General features: G+C 51.8%; 15 protein-coding genes and 1 riboswitch. Of the genes, 9 read left to right on the forward strand and 6 right to left on the reverse strand.

Annotated elements, in window-relative coordinates:
• Nucleotides 1-54: 54 nt before the first annotated feature.
• Nucleotides 55-927: a 23S rRNA pseudouridine(2604) synthase RluF gene (gene rluF, locus BEB54_RS09945; protein WP_000936373.1), complete on the forward strand. Its 873-nt coding sequence runs from the start codon at nucleotides 55-57 to the stop codon at nucleotides 925-927.
• Here the strand turns inward: rluF and BEB54_RS09950 are convergent, their stop codons facing one another.
• Nucleotides 928-1,200, reverse strand: a complete 273-nt coding sequence (locus tag BEB54_RS09950) for a DUF3811 domain-containing protein (RefSeq protein ID WP_001207638.1) — start codon at nucleotides 1,198-1,200, stop codon at nucleotides 928-930.
• 251 nt (nucleotides 1,201-1,451) lie between these two features.
• Nucleotides 1,452-2,801, reverse strand: coding sequence for a lysine-sensitive aspartokinase 3 (gene lysC / locus BEB54_RS09955; RefSeq protein WP_001290326.1), 1,350 nt, complete (start codon nucleotides 2,799-2,801; stop codon nucleotides 1,452-1,454).
• Nucleotides 2,802-2,892: 91 nt separating this feature from the next.
• A riboswitch (Lysine riboswitch) is annotated at nucleotides 2,893-3,089 on the reverse strand.
• 236 nt (nucleotides 3,090-3,325) lie between these two features.
• On the opposite strand from lysC, the gene pgi reads away from it, so the two are divergent.
• The 5 genes from pgi to BEB54_RS09990 all read left to right on the forward strand — a co-directional run bounded on the left by pgi (nucleotide 3,326) and on the right by BEB54_RS09990 (nucleotide 9,316).
• Nucleotides 3,326-4,975, forward strand: a complete 1,650-nt coding sequence (gene pgi, locus BEB54_RS09970) for a glucose-6-phosphate isomerase (protein WP_105277320.1) — start codon at nucleotides 3,326-3,328, stop codon at nucleotides 4,973-4,975.
• 515 nt (nucleotides 4,976-5,490) lie between these two features.
• Nucleotides 5,491-5,733, forward strand: coding sequence for an exopolysaccharide production protein YjbE (yjbE, locus tag BEB54_RS09975; protein ID WP_000757329.1), 243 nt, complete (start codon nucleotides 5,491-5,493; stop codon nucleotides 5,731-5,733).
• A gap of 114 nt (nucleotides 5,734-5,847) precedes the next feature.
• Nucleotides 5,848-6,486, forward strand: coding sequence for a YjbF family lipoprotein (locus tag BEB54_RS09980; RefSeq protein WP_001296632.1), 639 nt, complete (start codon nucleotides 5,848-5,850; stop codon nucleotides 6,484-6,486).
• Complete coding sequence (locus BEB54_RS09985) at nucleotides 6,483-7,220, forward strand: capsule biosynthesis GfcC family protein (RefSeq protein WP_105277321.1); 738 nt, start codon at nucleotides 6,483-6,485, stop codon at nucleotides 7,218-7,220. Before BEB54_RS09980 ends, BEB54_RS09985 begins: the two co-directional genes overlap by 4 nt.
• Nucleotides 7,220-9,316, forward strand: coding sequence for a YjbH domain-containing protein (locus BEB54_RS09990; protein WP_105277322.1), 2,097 nt, complete (start codon nucleotides 7,220-7,222; stop codon nucleotides 9,314-9,316). The genes BEB54_RS09985 and BEB54_RS09990 overlap by 1 nt, the downstream gene beginning before the upstream one ends.
• Before the next feature lie 46 nt (nucleotides 9,317-9,362).
• Here BEB54_RS09990 and BEB54_RS09995 read toward each other — a convergent pair whose 3' ends face one another.
• The gene (locus BEB54_RS09995) at nucleotides 9,363-9,641 is read right to left on the reverse strand and encodes a periplasmic protein (RefSeq protein WP_001295279.1); all 279 of its coding nucleotides are present in this window, start codon (nucleotides 9,639-9,641) and stop codon (nucleotides 9,363-9,365) included.
• On the opposite strand from BEB54_RS09995, the gene BEB54_RS28835 reads away from it, so the two are divergent.
• Nucleotides 9,642-9,785, forward strand: coding sequence for a hypothetical protein (locus BEB54_RS28835; protein ID WP_000487760.1), 144 nt, complete (start codon nucleotides 9,642-9,644; stop codon nucleotides 9,783-9,785). It abuts the gene before it with no gap.
• A gap of 145 nt (nucleotides 9,786-9,930) precedes the next feature.
• On the forward strand, nucleotides 9,931-10,341 hold the full coding sequence (psiE, locus tag BEB54_RS10005; RefSeq protein WP_000202902.1) for a phosphate-starvation-inducible protein PsiE: 411 nt from the start codon (nucleotides 9,931-9,933) through the stop codon (nucleotides 10,339-10,341).
• Nucleotides 10,342-10,434: 93 nt separating this feature from the next.
• On the opposite strand, the gene malG is transcribed toward psiE, so the two are convergent.
• The 3 genes from malG to malE all read right to left on the reverse strand — a co-directional run bounded on the left by malG (nucleotide 10,435) and on the right by malE (nucleotide 14,228).
• Complete coding sequence (gene malG, locus BEB54_RS10010; protein ID WP_001252058.1) at nucleotides 10,435-11,325, reverse strand: maltose ABC transporter permease MalG; 891 nt, start codon at nucleotides 11,323-11,325, stop codon at nucleotides 10,435-10,437.
• 14 nt (nucleotides 11,326-11,339) lie between these two features.
• Complete coding sequence (gene malF / locus BEB54_RS10015; protein WP_001353545.1) at nucleotides 11,340-12,884, reverse strand: maltose ABC transporter permease MalF; 1,545 nt, start codon at nucleotides 12,882-12,884, stop codon at nucleotides 11,340-11,342.
• 153 nt (nucleotides 12,885-13,037) lie between these two features.
• Entirely contained in the window at nucleotides 13,038-14,228 is a 1,191-nt protein-coding gene (gene malE / locus BEB54_RS10020; RefSeq protein WP_000695398.1) for a maltose/maltodextrin ABC transporter substrate-binding protein MalE, read from the reverse strand.
• A gap of 364 nt (nucleotides 14,229-14,592) precedes the next feature.
• Between malE and malK the strand changes: the two genes are divergently transcribed.
• Nucleotides 14,593-15,708, forward strand: a complete 1,116-nt coding sequence (malK, locus tag BEB54_RS10030; RefSeq protein WP_000179165.1) for a maltose/maltodextrin ABC transporter ATP-binding protein MalK — start codon at nucleotides 14,593-14,595, stop codon at nucleotides 15,706-15,708.
• Nucleotides 15,709-15,778 lie beyond the last annotated feature (70 nt).

Genomic DNA, 15,778 nt, shown 5'->3' on the forward strand with positions numbered 1-15,778 from the left:
CTATTTTTTATCAACCCAAAGGTACGGTATATTCCGTTTTTTACAGGAGAATTTATGCTGCCCGACTCATCAGTCCGTTTAAATAAATACATCAGCGAAAGCGGAATTTGCTCACGCCGCGAAGCGGATCGCTATATCGAGCAAGGCAATGTGTTCCTTAACGGCAAGCGAGCCACCATTGGCGATCAGGTGAAACCCGGCGACGTTGTGAAAGTAAATGGTCAGTTGATTGAGCCTCGGGAAGCCGAAGATTTGGTACTTATCGCCCTGAACAAGCCCGTCGGTATTGTCAGCACCACCGAAGATGGCGAGCGCGATAACATTGTCGATTTTGTTAACCACAGCAAACGCGTGTTCCCGATTGGCCGCCTGGATAAAGACTCCCAGGGGCTGATTTTCCTCACCAATCACGGCGATCTGGTGAATAAGATCCTCCGTGCGGGTAACGATCATGAGAAAGAGTATCTGGTGACGGTCGATAAACCGATTACCGATGAATTTATTCGTGGTATGGGGGCGGGGGTGCCGATCCTCGGGACGGTGACGAAAAAGTGCAAAGTCAAAAAAGAAGCGCCGTTTGTTTTTCGCATTACCCTGGTGCAGGGACTGAACCGTCAGATCCGTCGCATGTGTGAGCACTTTGGTTACGAAGTGAAAAAGCTGGAGCGTACGCGCATTATGAACGTCAGTTTAAGCGGCATTCCGCTGGGTGAGTGGCGCGATTTAACCGACGATGAGCTAATTGATCTCTTTAAATTAATTGAGAATTCCACTTCTGAGGTAAAACCCAAAGCGAAGGCCAAACCGAAAACGGCGGGCATTAAACGCCCAGTCGTTAAGATGGAAAAAACGGCGGAAAAAGGCGGTCGCCCGGCGTCCAACGGTAAGCGTTTTACCTCGCCGGGGCGTAAAAAGAAGGGGCGTTAATCAGCGCCTGCCGCGCGTCGACGTATTTGCTGACCAGCTAAATGACGCCTCAGGATCCGGTTTATAAGCCTGCTTTTTCTTTAACTGGCGGGCTTTTTTCGCTTCAGCCTCACGCTCGACCATTAATTTATCGATGTACTCTTTCTTAATGCTGTTAGTTTCCGAGTTGGTCAGCACGCGACCATGCGCAATACGTGCCCGATCCAGCAGTGTTTTAAGTTCACGCTGCTCGCGTTCAGTCATCTCTTTTTGGGTAATACGGGGGAGTGCCATGATGGTGCCCTCACTTAGCTGATGGATTCAGTGTACGGGAATTCCTTTGCGAGCAGAACTGATAATATTCATTTTGCCTTCTCTTAAATATTTATCTCTCTCGATAATTAGCTAGAGATGCAGATAAAAAATTAAAGGTAATTATTCTCAGATAAAGATGCTGGTTAACAGGGAATAGACTCGTTTATTGATGGGCATAATGACAAGAAAAACATACGGCCCGAAATAATGTCTTTCGGGCCATACTGTGTTTACTCAAACAAATTAAAATGCAGCTTCTGCACCACCTGCTCGGCATCTTCGCCGGGCACCAGGAAGCACAGGTTATGGCTGGATGCGCCGTAGCAAATCATGCGGATGTTAAACGGTTCCAGTACGCCAAATACCTCTTTGCCTACGCCGCAGGCTTTTGACAGGTCATTGCCAATCAACGCGACCAGCGCCAGGCCTTCTTCCACTTCTACCCGGCACAGTGCGGAAAGCTCCATCAGCAGAGATTGCGTCAGCAATGTATCGCCAGTGGAGGTTGAACCGGTGGTATCAAGGGTTAATGCCACGCTCACTTCTGATGTGGTGATTAAATCCACCGAGATATTATGCCGCGCGAGAATGCCAAAAACTTCCGCGAGGAAACCGCGAGAATGCAGCATATTCAGGCTGTGCAAAGTGAGCAGAGTCTGATTGCGACGAAGCGCCAGGGCACGGAACAGCGGCGGATTTTCAGTTTTATTGCACACCAGCGTACCACCTGCGCGTGGGTCTTTACTGGAGCCGACAAACACCGGAATATCGCTGCGTACTGCGGGTAGCAATGTTGCCGGATGCAGTACTTTTGCACCAAAAGTTGCCATCTCTGCCGCTTCGGCAAACGCGATTTCATCAATGCGTTTTGCTGCGGTGACCACGCGTGGATCGGTGGTGTAGATGCCCGGGACGTCGGTCCAGATATCAACACGAGATGCGTGTAAAGCCTCCGCCAGCAAGGCTGCCGTATAATCGCTGCCTCCACGGCCAAGCGTCGTTGTACGACCTTTACTTTCGCTGCCGATAAATCCTTGGGTGATCACTAAGCCTTCATTGAGGCGCGGGAGCAGCTGCAGCGCAGCCAGTTCCGCCAGCGCGGCTACGTCTGGCTCTGCACGACCAAATCGGTCATTGGTACGCATCACTTTACGTACATCAAACCACTGTGCCTGAACATCGCGTTCGCGCAGGATCTCGACAAACAGCAGGGTCGACATCAGCTCGCCGTGGCTGACCAGTTCATCTGTCAGCGCCGGAGACGTTGCCAGCGCCGCCGCTTCTGCCAGAACGGTAATGTTCTCCAGCAGACGTTCAATCTCTTCGCGGATAACGTTCGGGTAACGCAGACGTTCCAGAATGGCAAACTGGATATTGCGGATCGCGTCGAGTTTTTCGAATCGCTCGCCAGGTTCCAGTCCTTCAGCTAAAGCGACCAGCAGATTAGTGATACCAGCAGAAGCCGAGAGGACAACTAAACGTACGTTGGCATCAGAAAGCACAATATCAGCACTGCGGTTCATCGCGTCAAAATCAGCTACGCTGGTACCGCCAAATTTGGAGACAACAATTTCAGACATAACTACCTCGTGTCAGGGGATCCATTTTCAGCCTTGGCACAAGGGAAGAGCGGAAGACGGGTGGGCGCAGAGCGATACTTCGCTACTATTTTCACCCAGAAGTGCTCCACCACTTGCGAAACGCCCGACTGCGAACGCTTCTGGTGACAACCCAGGGGATTCAGCCCCTGTAGCCGATGATGAACGTGGCCAGCCGTTCAATCACCTCGGCGATGCACCCCCTCAGGTGTTATCACAGGACTGGCTCCTCCAACACCGTTACTTGGGCAACGCGCCTCTTCTGGCCTGCGCTAGCGCAGGTAGTACATTTATAAATAAAGGGTGAGCGGGGCGGTTGTCAACGATGGGGTCATGCGGATTTTTCATCCACTCCTTGCGGTCAGTAGTTCAACTAATAAATGCTTCATCGCGCTAAGGGTTTACACTCAACATTACGCTAACGGCACTAAAACCATCACATTTTTCTGTGACTGGCGCTACAATCTTCCAAAGTCACAATTCTCAAAATCAGAAGAGTATTGCTAATGAAAAACATCAATCCAACGCAGACCGCTGCCTGGCAGGCACTACAGAAACACTTCGATGAAATGAAAGACGTTACGATCGCCGATCTTTTTGCTAAAGACGGCGATCGTTTTTCTAAGTTCTCCGCAACCTTCGACGATCAGATGCTGGTGGATTACTCCAAAAACCGCATCACTGAAGAGACGCTGGCGAAATTACAGGATCTGGCGAAAGAGTGCGATCTGGCTGGCGCGATTAAGTCGATGTTCTCTGGCGAGAAGATTAACCGCACCGAAAACCGTGCCGTGCTGCATGTGGCGCTGCGTAACCGTAGCAATACCCCGATTCTGGTTGATGGCAAAGATGTTATGCCGGAAGTCAACGCGGTGCTGGAGAAGATGAAAACCTTCTCGGAAGCGATTATTTCTGGTGAGTGGAAAGGCTATACCGGCAAAGCCATCACCGACGTAGTGAACATCGGGATCGGCGGTTCTGACCTCGGCCCGTACATGGTGACCGAAGCACTGCGTCCGTACAAAAATCACCTGAACATGCACTTTGTTTCTAACGTCGATGGAACTCACATCGCGGAAGTGCTGAAAAAAGTAAACCCGGAAACCACCCTGTTCCTGGTAGCGTCTAAAACCTTCACCACTCAGGAAACTATGACCAACGCCCATAGCGCGCGTGACTGGTTCCTGAAAGCGGCAGGTGATGAAAAACACGTTGCGAAACACTTTGCGGCGCTCTCCACCAATGCCACAGCCGTTGGCGAGTTTGGTATTGATACCGCCAACATGTTCGAGTTCTGGGACTGGGTCGGCGGCCGTTACTCTTTGTGGTCAGCGATTGGCCTGTCGATTATTCTCTCCATCGGCTTTGATAACTTCGTTGAACTGCTTTCCGGCGCACACGCGATGGACAAGCATTTCTCCACCACACCTGCAGAGAAAAACCTGCCTGTACTGCTGGCGCTGATCGGCATCTGGTACAACAATTTCTTTGGCGCGGAAACTGAAGCGATTCTGCCGTACGACCAGTATATGCACCGTTTCGCAGCGTACTTCCAGCAGGGCAATATGGAGTCCAACGGTAAGTATGTAGACCGTAACGGTAACGTTGTGGATTACCAGACTGGCCCGATTATCTGGGGTGAACCTGGTACTAACGGTCAGCACGCGTTCTACCAGCTGATCCACCAGGGTACGAAGATGGTGCCATGCGATTTCATCGCCCCGGCTATCACCCATAACCCGCTCTCTGATCATCACCAGAAACTGCTGTCTAACTTCTTCGCTCAGACCGAAGCGCTGGCGTTTGGTAAATCCCGCGAAGTGGTTGAGCAGGAATATCGCGATCAGGGTAAAGATCCGGCAACGCTTGACTACGTGGTACCGTTCAAAGTGTTCGAAGGTAACCGCCCAACCAACTCTATCCTGCTGCGCGAAATCACTCCGTTCAGCCTGGGTGCGTTGATTGCGCTGTATGAGCACAAAATCTTTACTCAGGGCGTGATCCTGAACATCTTCACCTTCGACCAGTGGGGCGTGGAGCTGGGTAAACAGCTGGCGAACCGTATTCTGCCAGAGCTGAAAGATGACAAAGAAATCAGCAGCCACGATAGCTCGACCAATGGTCTGATTAACCGCTATAAAGCGTGGCGCGGTTAATCATCGAGCGAGCCTGATGCCGATGATATGTAGGCCGGATAAGGCGTTTACGCCGCATCCGGCAACTGGTGCCTGATGCGACGCGTTACGCATCTTATCAGGCCTACAGGTCGATGCCGATTTGTACATCGTATTCGGCAATTAATACATAGCAGGATTGATTAAATAACCTTAATAACAATGCCGACTATAAGTCGGCATTGTTTTATCAGATAAATCCCCTTGTCTGTGATTTAACGAAAATCATACCGTGAGGTTAATCCTAAAATAGATTTTTAATCATGATTGATTTCGGAAAATACGTAGGTTAATTATTTTTGATTTTGTTTTAACTTTTTGATTTTAAATATTATTTATATATAAGTTGAAACTTATATTTGATATTCATTCCAATTATCTTAAAACCCCATCACTAATTCCCCACGCCGTAATTCGCATGCTTTAGTTGTGTATACTCGATCCCGCCCGAAATGTTTTTGGGTAAATCTCCATTCATTCAATGAAGGGAAATTGTTATGAAAAAAGTTCTGTATGGCATTTTTGCCATATCTGCGCTTGCGGCGACTTCTGCGTGGGCTGCACCTGTACAGGTGGGCGAAGCGGCAGGGGCGGCAGCAACGTCGGTTTCGGCGGGTAGCTCCTCCGCAACCAGCGTTAGCACCGTAAGCTCGGCGGTGGGTGTCGCGCTCGCGGCAACCGGTGGCGGTGATGGTTCTAATACCGGGACCACAACAACCACGACCACCAGTACTCAGTAATAAAGTATGTATCCCTAAAATAATTCGAGTCATCGCATCTGTGGCTTGAAGTATGACGGGGATTAACCATAACCACACTCCGGTGTGGTTATTCTGCCCCTCTGGAGAAGAGTCGTGAAGCGACCTGCACTCATTCTTATCTGCCTGCTATTACAGGCTTGTTCAGCCACGACTAAAGAGCTGGGCAATTCACTGTGGGACAGTCTGTTCGGTACGCCAGGCGTACAGCTGACGGACGATGATATTCAAAATATGCCCTACGCCAGCCAGTACATGCAGCTTAATGGCGGGCCGCAGTTGTTTGTGGTGCTGGCCTTCGCTGAAGATGGACAACAAAAATGGGTTACTCAGGATCAAGCCACTCTCGTCACACAACATGGTCGTCTGGTGAAGACTTTGCTTGGCGGCGACAACCTGATTGAAGTGAATAACCTTGCCGCCGACCCGCTGATAAAACCCGCACAAATTGTTGATGGCGCAACCTGGACGCGCACGATGGGCTGGACCGAGTACCAGCAGGTGCGCTACGCCACCGCACGCTCGGTTTTCAAATGGGATGGCACCGATACCGTCAAAGTCGGTAGCGATGAAACTCCGGTTCGTGTGCTGGACGAAGAAGTCTCCACCGACCAGGCGCGCTGGCATAACCGCTATTGGATCGACAGCGAAGGGCAAATTCGCCAGTCGGAACAGTATCTCGGCGCGGATTATTTCCCGGTGAAAACCACTCTCATCAAGGCGGCAAAACAATGATTAAACAAACTATTGCTGCGTTGATTATGAGCGTGGGAGCGTCATCGGTCTTTGCGGCAGGCACCGTCAAAGTGTTCAGTAATGGCAGCAATGAGGCCAAAACGCTGACAGGCGCAGAGCATTTAATTGATCTGGTAGGTCAACCGCGGCTCGCAAACAGTTGGTGGCCCGGAGCGGTGATTAGCGAAGAGCTGGCAACGGCGGCTGCATTGCGTCAGCAGCAGGCGTTGCTGACACGGCTGGCAGATCTGGCCTCAGAATCCAGCACCGACGATGCCGCCGCCATTAACGCCTTACGCCAGCAAATTCAGGCGTTGAAGGTGACGGGCAGACAAAAAATCAATCTTGATCCTGATATCGTGCGCGTTGCCGAACGCGGTAACCCGCCGTTGCAGGGCAACTACACGCTGTGGGTCGGACCACCACCGTCCACGGTCACGTTGTTCGGGCTTATCAGCCGTCCTGGCAATCAGCCATTCACTCCCGGTCGCGACGTGGCGAGCTATCTCTCCGGGCAAAGTCTGCTTAGCGGCGCGGATCGCAGCTACGCGTGGGTCGTTTATCCGGATGGACGCACGCAAAAAGCACCGGTGGCTTACTGGAACAAGCGTCACGTAGAGCCGATGCCCGGCAGCATTATATATGTTGGCCTCGCGGACTCCGTCTGGAGTGAGACGCCTGATGCCCTTAACGCTGACATTCTTCAGACTCTGACGCAGCGGATACCGCAATAATGAAAAAAAGACATCTGCTTAGTTTACTGGCGCTGGGCATTTGCACGGCTTGCTACGGCGAAACATATCCTGCGCCCATTGGTCCGTCGCAATCGGATTTCGGTGGCGTAGGATTATTACAAACGCCTACCGCGCGCATGGCGCGGGAAGGGGAGTTGAGTCTGAACTATCGCGATAACGATCAGTACCGTTATTACTCAGCTTCAGTGCAACTCTTCCCGTGGCTGGAAACAACGCTGCGTTATACCGACGTGCGCACTCGGCAGTACAGCAGCGTAGAAGCGTTCTCTGGTGATCAAACGTATAAAGATAAAGCCTTCGATCTCAAACTGCGTTTATGGGAAGAGAGTTACTGGCTGCCGCAGATAGCGGTTGGTGCGCGGGATATCGGCGGTACGGGGCTGTTCGATGCGGAATATCTTGTCGCCAGCAAAGCCTGGGGGCCATTCGATTTTACGCTCGGCCTGGGCTGGGGATATCTGGGCACCAGCGGTAACGTGAAAAATCCGCTCTGTTCGGCCAGTGACAAATATTGCTATCGCGATAACAGCTACAAACAAGCGGGATCTATCGACGGCAGCCAGATGTTCCACGGTCCGGCCTCACTGTTTGGCGGCGTGGAATACCAGACGCCCTGGCAGCCGCTGCGTCTGAAACTGGAGTATGAAGGCAATAATTATCAGCAGGATTTTGCCGGGAAGCTGGAGCAAAAAAGTAAGTTTAACGTCGGGGCGATTTATCGCGTTACCGATTGGGCCGACGTTAACCTTAGCTATGAACGCGGTAACACCTTTATGTTTGGCGTCACGCTGCGTACCAACTTTAACGATCTACGCCCGTCCTACAACGATAACGCCCGTCCGCAATATCAACCGCAGCCGCAGGATGCCATTTTGCAGCATTCGGTGGTGGCGAATCAGTTAACGCTGTTGAAATACAACGCCGGACTGGCCGATCCGCAGATCCAGACGAAAGGCGATACGCTGTACGTCACCGGTGAGCAGGTGAAATATCGTGATTCGCGCGAAGGGATCATCCGTGCTAATCGGATCGTGATGAACGATCTGCCGGATGGGATCAAGACGATCCGCATTACAGAAAATCGCCTTAACATGCCGCAGGTGACGACGGAAACGGATGTCGCCAGCCTGAAAAATCATCTTGCCGGAGAGCCGTTGGGCCACGAAACGACGCTGGCGCAAAAACGCGTCGAGCCGGTAGTTCCTACGTCCACCGAGCAGGGCTGGTATATCGACAAATCGCGCTTTGATTTCCATATCGATCCGGTGCTGAACCAGTCGGTCGGTGGCCCGGAAAACTTTTACATGTACCAATTGGGCGTGATGGGAACGGCGGATTTGTGGCTGACGGACCATCTGCTGACCACCGGTAGCCTGTTTGCTAACCTGGCGAACAATTACGACAAGTTTAATTACACCAATCCACCGCAGGACTCGCACTTACCGCGCGTTCGTACCCATGTGCGTGAGTATGTGCAGAATGATGTCTATGTGAATAACCTGCAAGCCAACTACTTCCAGCATCTGGGCAACGGCTTCTACGGTCAGGTCTACGGTGGTTATCTCGAAACCATGTTTGGCGGCGCGGGGGCAGAAGTATTGTATCGCCCGTTGGATAGCAACTGGGCGTTTGGTCTGGATGCTAACTACGTTAAACAGCGCGACTGGCGTAGCGCGAAAGATATGATGAAATTCACCGATTACAGCGTGAAAACTGGTCATTTGACCGCCTACTGGACGCCATCTTTCGCTCAGGATGTGTTAGTGAAAGCCAGCGTCGGGCAATATCTGGCAGGGGATAAAGGCGGCACGCTGGAAATCGCCAAACGCTTTGATAGCGGCGTGGTGGTGGGTGGGTATGCCACGATCACGAATGTTTCGAAAGAGGAGTACGGCGAAGGGGACTTCACCAAAGGCGTGTATATCTCTGTACCGTTGGATCTCTTCTCGTCTGGCCCGACTCGTAGCCGAGCGGCAATTGGCTGGACGCCGCTGACGCGTGACGGTGGTCAGCAACTTGGGCGTAAGTTCCAGTTGTATGACATGACCAGCGACCGAAGCGTCAATTTCCGCTAAGTCAGAGGAAAGGTGCCAGTTTTCGCACTCACTGGCACCTTCATTCTTAATGGCCTGTCGAGCCATCAGGAACGCAGTTCACCCCCGGTTTGCGATCTGGTGTGTAAAGGCGAAAACATTCTGTTTTCCTGTCCGTCGATATTGGTTGCAGGTCTGGTTGCCTGAGCGACTGGGCCATCATTGGGCTGGAGACATTGCTTTGCGGTAGGTCGGCTTTATCAGCAGTACCGAGCGGACCAGCATAAGCAGGAAGGACAGAGACTGATAACATCAAAGCAGCAAAATAAGGCTTCATTTTTACCACCTTTATCAGGTTACGTTTCATTTGTTCCAGAGGAACATTGTCGATTTTTCGCGCATTGCTGGTGGCTGGGAATCACCTGAATGGGTGATTTTTGCATTACAGGCTATGGTGCGGTTTGTCTTGCCGGATGCGCCGCCAGGCGCGGCTTATCCGGCCTACGGGTAGGACGGATAAGGCGTTCACGCCGCATCCGGCGTTGGTTGGGAGATGCCCATTTAATCGATCTGAACAAAACATACACAAAAAATATAGATCCCCGTCACATTTTTGGGTTATACAGGAACCTCGCCATTGTGAAGGAGGTACTGCTATGACGTCACTCTCTCGTCCGCGCGTGGAGTTTATCTCCACCATTTTGCAGACCGTTCTCAATCTTGGCCTGTTGTGTCTCGGCCTGATTTTGGTTGTCTTCCTCGGCAAAGAAACGGTGCATCTGGCTGATGTGCTGTTCGCGCCAGAACAAACCAGTAAATATGAGCTGGTGGAAGGGCTGGTGGTTTACTTTCTCTATTTCGAATTTATCGCGTTGATTGTGAAGTACTTTCAGTCCGGTTTTCACTTTCCCTTGCGTTACTTTGTCTATATCGGGATCACCGCCATTGTGCGCTTGATCATCGTCGATCATAAATCACCACTGGATGTGTTGATCTACTCGGCTGCGATCCTGCTACTGGTGATCACCTTATGGCTGTGTAATTCGAAACGGCTGAAGCGGGAGTAAAAAAAGGCGCTCCATAGAGCGCCGAATAACAGTCACAAGTTGGGATAACGTAAGTTGAGGGTGTAGCGGCATAACATTGGCAGAACAACATCTTTAACCTTTCACACCACCTGCCGTCAGTCCGTTGACCAGCCAGCGTTGAGCCAGCAAGAAGACGATGGTGATCGGTAATGCAGACATCACGGCAGCGGCGGCAAAGTCACCCCACAGGTAGTTTTGCGGGTTGAGGTATTGCTGCATTCCCACGGCCAGGGTGTAGCTGTTTACGTCACGCAGTAACAACGACGCGACCGGAACTTCAGTAATGGCAGCGATAAACGACAGGATGAACACCACCGCCAGAATCGGCACTGACAGCGGCAACAGGACAAGGCGGAAGGCCTGCCACGGTGTTGCACCATCCAGCGCCGCCGCTTCTTCCAGCGAACTGTCGATGGTTTCGAAATAGCCTTTGATGGTCCAGACATGCAGCGCAATCCCCCCCAGGTACGCGAAGATTACGCCGCCGTGAGTATTCAGGCCGATGAATGGAATGTACTCACCCAAACGATCAAATAACGCATACAACGCTACCAGTGAAAGCACCGCCGGGAACATCTGGAAAATCAGCATGCCTTTCAGCAGTGTCGCTTTGCCAGGAAAGCGCATACGAGCGAAAGCGTAGGCGCAGGTGGTGGAGAGCGCAACAATGCCAATCGCGGAAATTCCGGCGACCTTTACTGAGTTCCACAGCCACAGCAGTACCGGGAACGGCGGTGGCGTAATGCGCCCATCAGCCTGTTCAACGCTAAAACCTAACGCCAGTTTCCAGTGATCCCAGGAGATTTGTTCCGGGATCAGGCTACCAGTCGCGAAGTTCCCCTGACGCAGAGAGATAGCGACGACCATCAGCAGCGGGAACATAATTGCCGCAATAAAAAGTAGCAGTAGCAGGTGAGTAATAAACAAACGTGCTTTTTGCGATTTCGGTTGGACCATTGCCATTTTTGTTATCTCCCTTAATCAAACTTCATTCGCGTGGCTTTCAGGTTGACGATCGCCAGCGCACCCACCAGCAGGAAGATCAGCGTGGCAATTGCCGCCGCCAGACCGAAGTCCTGACCACCGCCGCCTTCAAAGGCGATGCGGTAGGTGTAGTTAACGAGCAGGTCGGTATAACCGGCTGGCGTGGTAGTGCCAAGACGATCCGGGCCGCCGTTAGTTAACAGTTGAATTAGCACGAAGTTGTTAAAGTTAAAGGCGAAGCTGGCGATCATTAGCGGTGTGAGCGGCTTAATCAGCAGCGGCAGCGTAATTTTAAAGAAGTTCTGGAATGGACCTGCGCCATCCATTGCTGAGGCTTCATACAGATCGTCCGGAATCGCTTTCAACAAGCCCATGCAGAGGATCATCATGTACGGATAACCCAGCCAGGTGTTGACGATAATCAGCATCGTGCGGGCAGTGGTCGGATCGCTAAACCAGGCAGGCTTCACGCCAAATAGCGCGCTCAACATCATGTTGATTTCACCGAAGCTCTGGTTAAACAACCCTTTGAAAATCAAGATTGAAATAAACGATGGCACCGCGTAGGGCAGAATCAGCAGGACACGATAGACCGCTTTGCCGCGCAACGCTTCCCACTGCACCAGACACGCCAGAACCATGCCGACCGCCACTGTTAAAAAGACGGTGATTAGCGAGAACACCACGGTCCAGACGAAAATGGCGAGGAACGGTTTCTGAATGCCTTCGTCGGTGAAGACGCGGGTAAAGTTTTTCCAGCCGGTGGTCACGGTGTAACCGGGGCTTAACTTTTCATCGCCCCAGTTGCCGTCGGCGGTAATGGACTGGTAAAAACCAATTTGGTTATTCGGCCGATATTTCACACCGCTCTGGTTATTCGTCAGCGTGCCGTCACCGTCGAGTGTGTAGAGCGGCTGCGTGCCAGAAAACTGGCGCAGGGAGCTCATCATCACTTTGTTGCCATCCGGCAGAATGGCAGTAATGTCACTCAGCGCCTGACGATTCTGGGTAATCACACGCAGATTCGCGCGCTCGCCTTCAGGCTGGGCGGCTGTTTCTTTTAGTTGCAGTTTTTGCTCGCCGCCAAATTTAAACGCGTCGGAGAGGTAATTTTTGCCAGTTTCGCCGTCGCTGAGCGCCAGTTGCCACTCATCGCCCGCCGGGTAAAGACCAAAGTTATAGGTTTTGCCTGCTTGCCAGGAGCGATCTAACAACACTTCCTGCGCACGTTCAAAAGTCAGCTGGTTAGTGCTGCTGTAGTTGGTGAAGGCAATGGCGATGGTGCAGACCAGAGGGAAAAGGACGAATAGCCCCATCCCAGCCATTCCCGGATAGACATAGCGCCAGGCGTAGGCTTTACGATTGGCGAAAATATAGAGCCCCGCTGAACTCAATATCAGCGTGGTAATGGCGAACAGGTATTCCCCTTGTGCGTACATTAAAACAACAAGGTAACCCACCAGCAGGCCGAGCAGACCTAACACTGACCATTTCAGCGCGTCGCTTTGCCACCAATGTTTCTTTTTAATGACATCCATGGGGTTCTTCCTCATTCCAGGACAGATAAAGCATTTACGCCTTATCCGACAACAACTGCCTGATGCGACGCTGACGCGTCTTATCAGGCCTACATACGTTTCGGTTTTGTAGGCCGGATAAGGCGTTTACGCCGCATCCGGCATTTCACTGCATTACTTGGTGATACGAGTCTGTGCATCTTTCAGCGCTGCATCCACAGTCTGACGACCGCTGGCGGCGTTGATCACGGCAGTACGCACGGCATACCAGAAAGCGGACATCTGCGGGATATTCGGCATAATTTCACCTTTCTGAGCGTTATCCATGGTGGCGGCAATACGAGGATCTTTCGCAAGTTCATCCTGATAGGACTTCAGCGCTACTGCACCCAGCGGTTTATCTTTATTAACCGCTTCCAGGCCTTCGTCAGTCAGCAGATAGTTTTCGAGGAACTCTTTCGCCAGCTCTTTGTTCGGACTGGCGGCGTTAATACCCGCGCTCAGTACGCCCACGAACGGTTTGGATGGCTGGCCCTTAAAGGTCGGCAGTACCGTTACACCATAATTCACTTTGCTGGTGTCGATGTTGGACCATGCCCACGGGCCGTTGATGGTCATCGCTGTTTCGCCTTTATTAAAGGCGGCTTCTGCGATGGAGTAATCGGTGTCCGCATTCATGTGTTTGTTTTTAATCAGGTCAACCAGGAAGGTCAGACCCGCTTTCGCGCCAGCGTTATCCACGCCCACGTCTTTAATGTCGTACTTGCCGTTTTCGTACTTGAACGCATAACCCCCGTCAGCAGCAATCAGCGGCCAGGTGAAGTACGGTTCTTGCAGGTTGAACATTAGCGCGCTCTTACCTTTCGCTTTCAGTTCTTTATCCAGCGCTGGGATCTCTTCCCATGTTTTTGGCGGGTTCGGCAGCAGATCTTTGTTATAAATCAGCGATAACGCTTCGACAGAAATTGGGTAAGCAATCAGCTTGCCGTTGTAACGTACGGCATCCCAGGTAAACGGATACAGCTTGTCCTGGAACGCTTTGTCTGGGGTGATTTCAGCCAACAGGCCAGATTGAGCATAGCCGCCAAAGCGGTCGTGCGCCCAGAAGATAATGTCAGGGCCATCGCCAGTTGCCGCAACCTGAGGGAATTTCTCTTCCAGTTTATCCGGATGCTCAACGGTGACTTTAATTCCTGTATCTTTCTCGAATTTCTTACCGACTTCAGCGAGGCCGTTGTAGCCTTTGTCGCCGTTAATCCAGATTACCAGTTTACCTTCTTCGATTTTGGCGAGAGCCGAGGCGGAAAACATCATCGTCGTTAATGCGGATAATGCGAGGATGCGTGCACCTGTTTTTATTTTCATAATCTATGGTCCTTGTTGGTGAAGTGCTCGTGAAAACACCTAAACGGACTCTAGTTTCTTTATACGGCAACCTCTTTCCATCCTCCTTGCCCCTACGCCCCTCCGTTGCTTTGTGTGATCTCTGTTACAGAATTGGCGGTAATGTGGAGATGCGCACATAAAATCGCCACGATTTTTGCAAGCAACTTCACGAAATTCCTTACATGGTCTCGGGTTAGTTCACAGAAGCCGCGTTCTCATCCTCCCGCCTCCTCCCCCATAAAAAAGCCAGGGGGTGGAGGATTTAAGCCATCTTCTGATGACGCATAGTCAGCCCATCATGAATGTTGCTGTCGATGACAGGTTGTAACAAAGGGAGAAGGGCATGGCGAGCGTACAGCTGCAAAATGTAACGAAAGCCTGGGGCGAGGTCGTGGTATCGAAAGATATCAATCTCGATATCCATGAAGGTGAATTCGTGGTGTTTGTCGGACCGTCTGGCTGCGGTAAATCGACTTTACTACGCATGATTGCCGGGCTTGAGACGATCACCAGCGGCGACCTGTTCATCGGTGAGAAACGGATGAATGACACACCGCCAGCAGAACGCGGCGTTGGTATGGTGTTCCAGTCTTACGCGCTCTATCCCCACCTGTCAGTAGCAGAAAACATGTCATTTGGCCTGAAACTGGCAGGCGCAAAAAAAGAGGTGATTAACCAACGCGTCAACCAGGTGGCGGAAGTGCTGCAACTGGCGCATTTGCTGGATCGCAAACCGAAAGCGCTCTCTGGTGGTCAGCGTCAGCGTGTGGCGATTGGCCGTACGCTGGTGGCCGAGCCAAGTGTATTTTTGCTCGATGAACCGCTCTCCAATCTCGATGCTGCACTGCGTGTGCAAATGCGTATCGAAATCTCCCGTCTGCATAAACGCCTGGGCCGCACAATGATTTATGTCACCCACGATCAGGTTGAAGCGATGACGCTAGCCGACAAAATCGTGGTACTGGACGCCGGTCGCGTGGCGCAGGTTGGGAAACCGCTGGAGCTGTACCACTATCCGGCAGACCGCTTTGTCGCCGGATTCATCGGTTCGCCAAAGATGAACTTCCTGCCGGTAAAAGTGACCGCCACCGCAATCGATCAAGTGCAGGTGGAACTGCCGATGCCGAATCGTCAGCAAGTCTGGCTGCCGGTTGAAAGCCGTGATGTCCAGGTTGGAGCCAATATGTCGCTGGGTATTCGCCCGGAACATCTACTGCCGAGTGATATCGCTGACGTCATCCTTGAGGGTGAAGTTCAGGTCGTCGAGCAGCTCGGCAACGAAACTCAAATCCATATCCAGATCCCTTCCATTCGTCAAAACCTGGTGTACCGCCAGAACGACGTGGTGTTGGTAGAAGAAGGTGCCACATTCGCTATCGGCCTGCCGCCAGAGCGTTGCCATCTGTTCCGTGAGGATGGCACTGCATGTCGTCGACTGCATAAGGAGCCGGGCGTTTAAGCACCCCACAAAACACACAAAGCCTGTCACAGGTGATGTGAAAAAAGAAAAGCAATGACTCAGGAGATAG

The sequence above is a fragment of the Escherichia sp. MOD1-EC6021 genome (assembly GCF_002965245.1).
Lineage (GTDB): Bacteria > Pseudomonadota > Gammaproteobacteria > Enterobacterales > Enterobacteriaceae > Escherichia > Escherichia coli_F.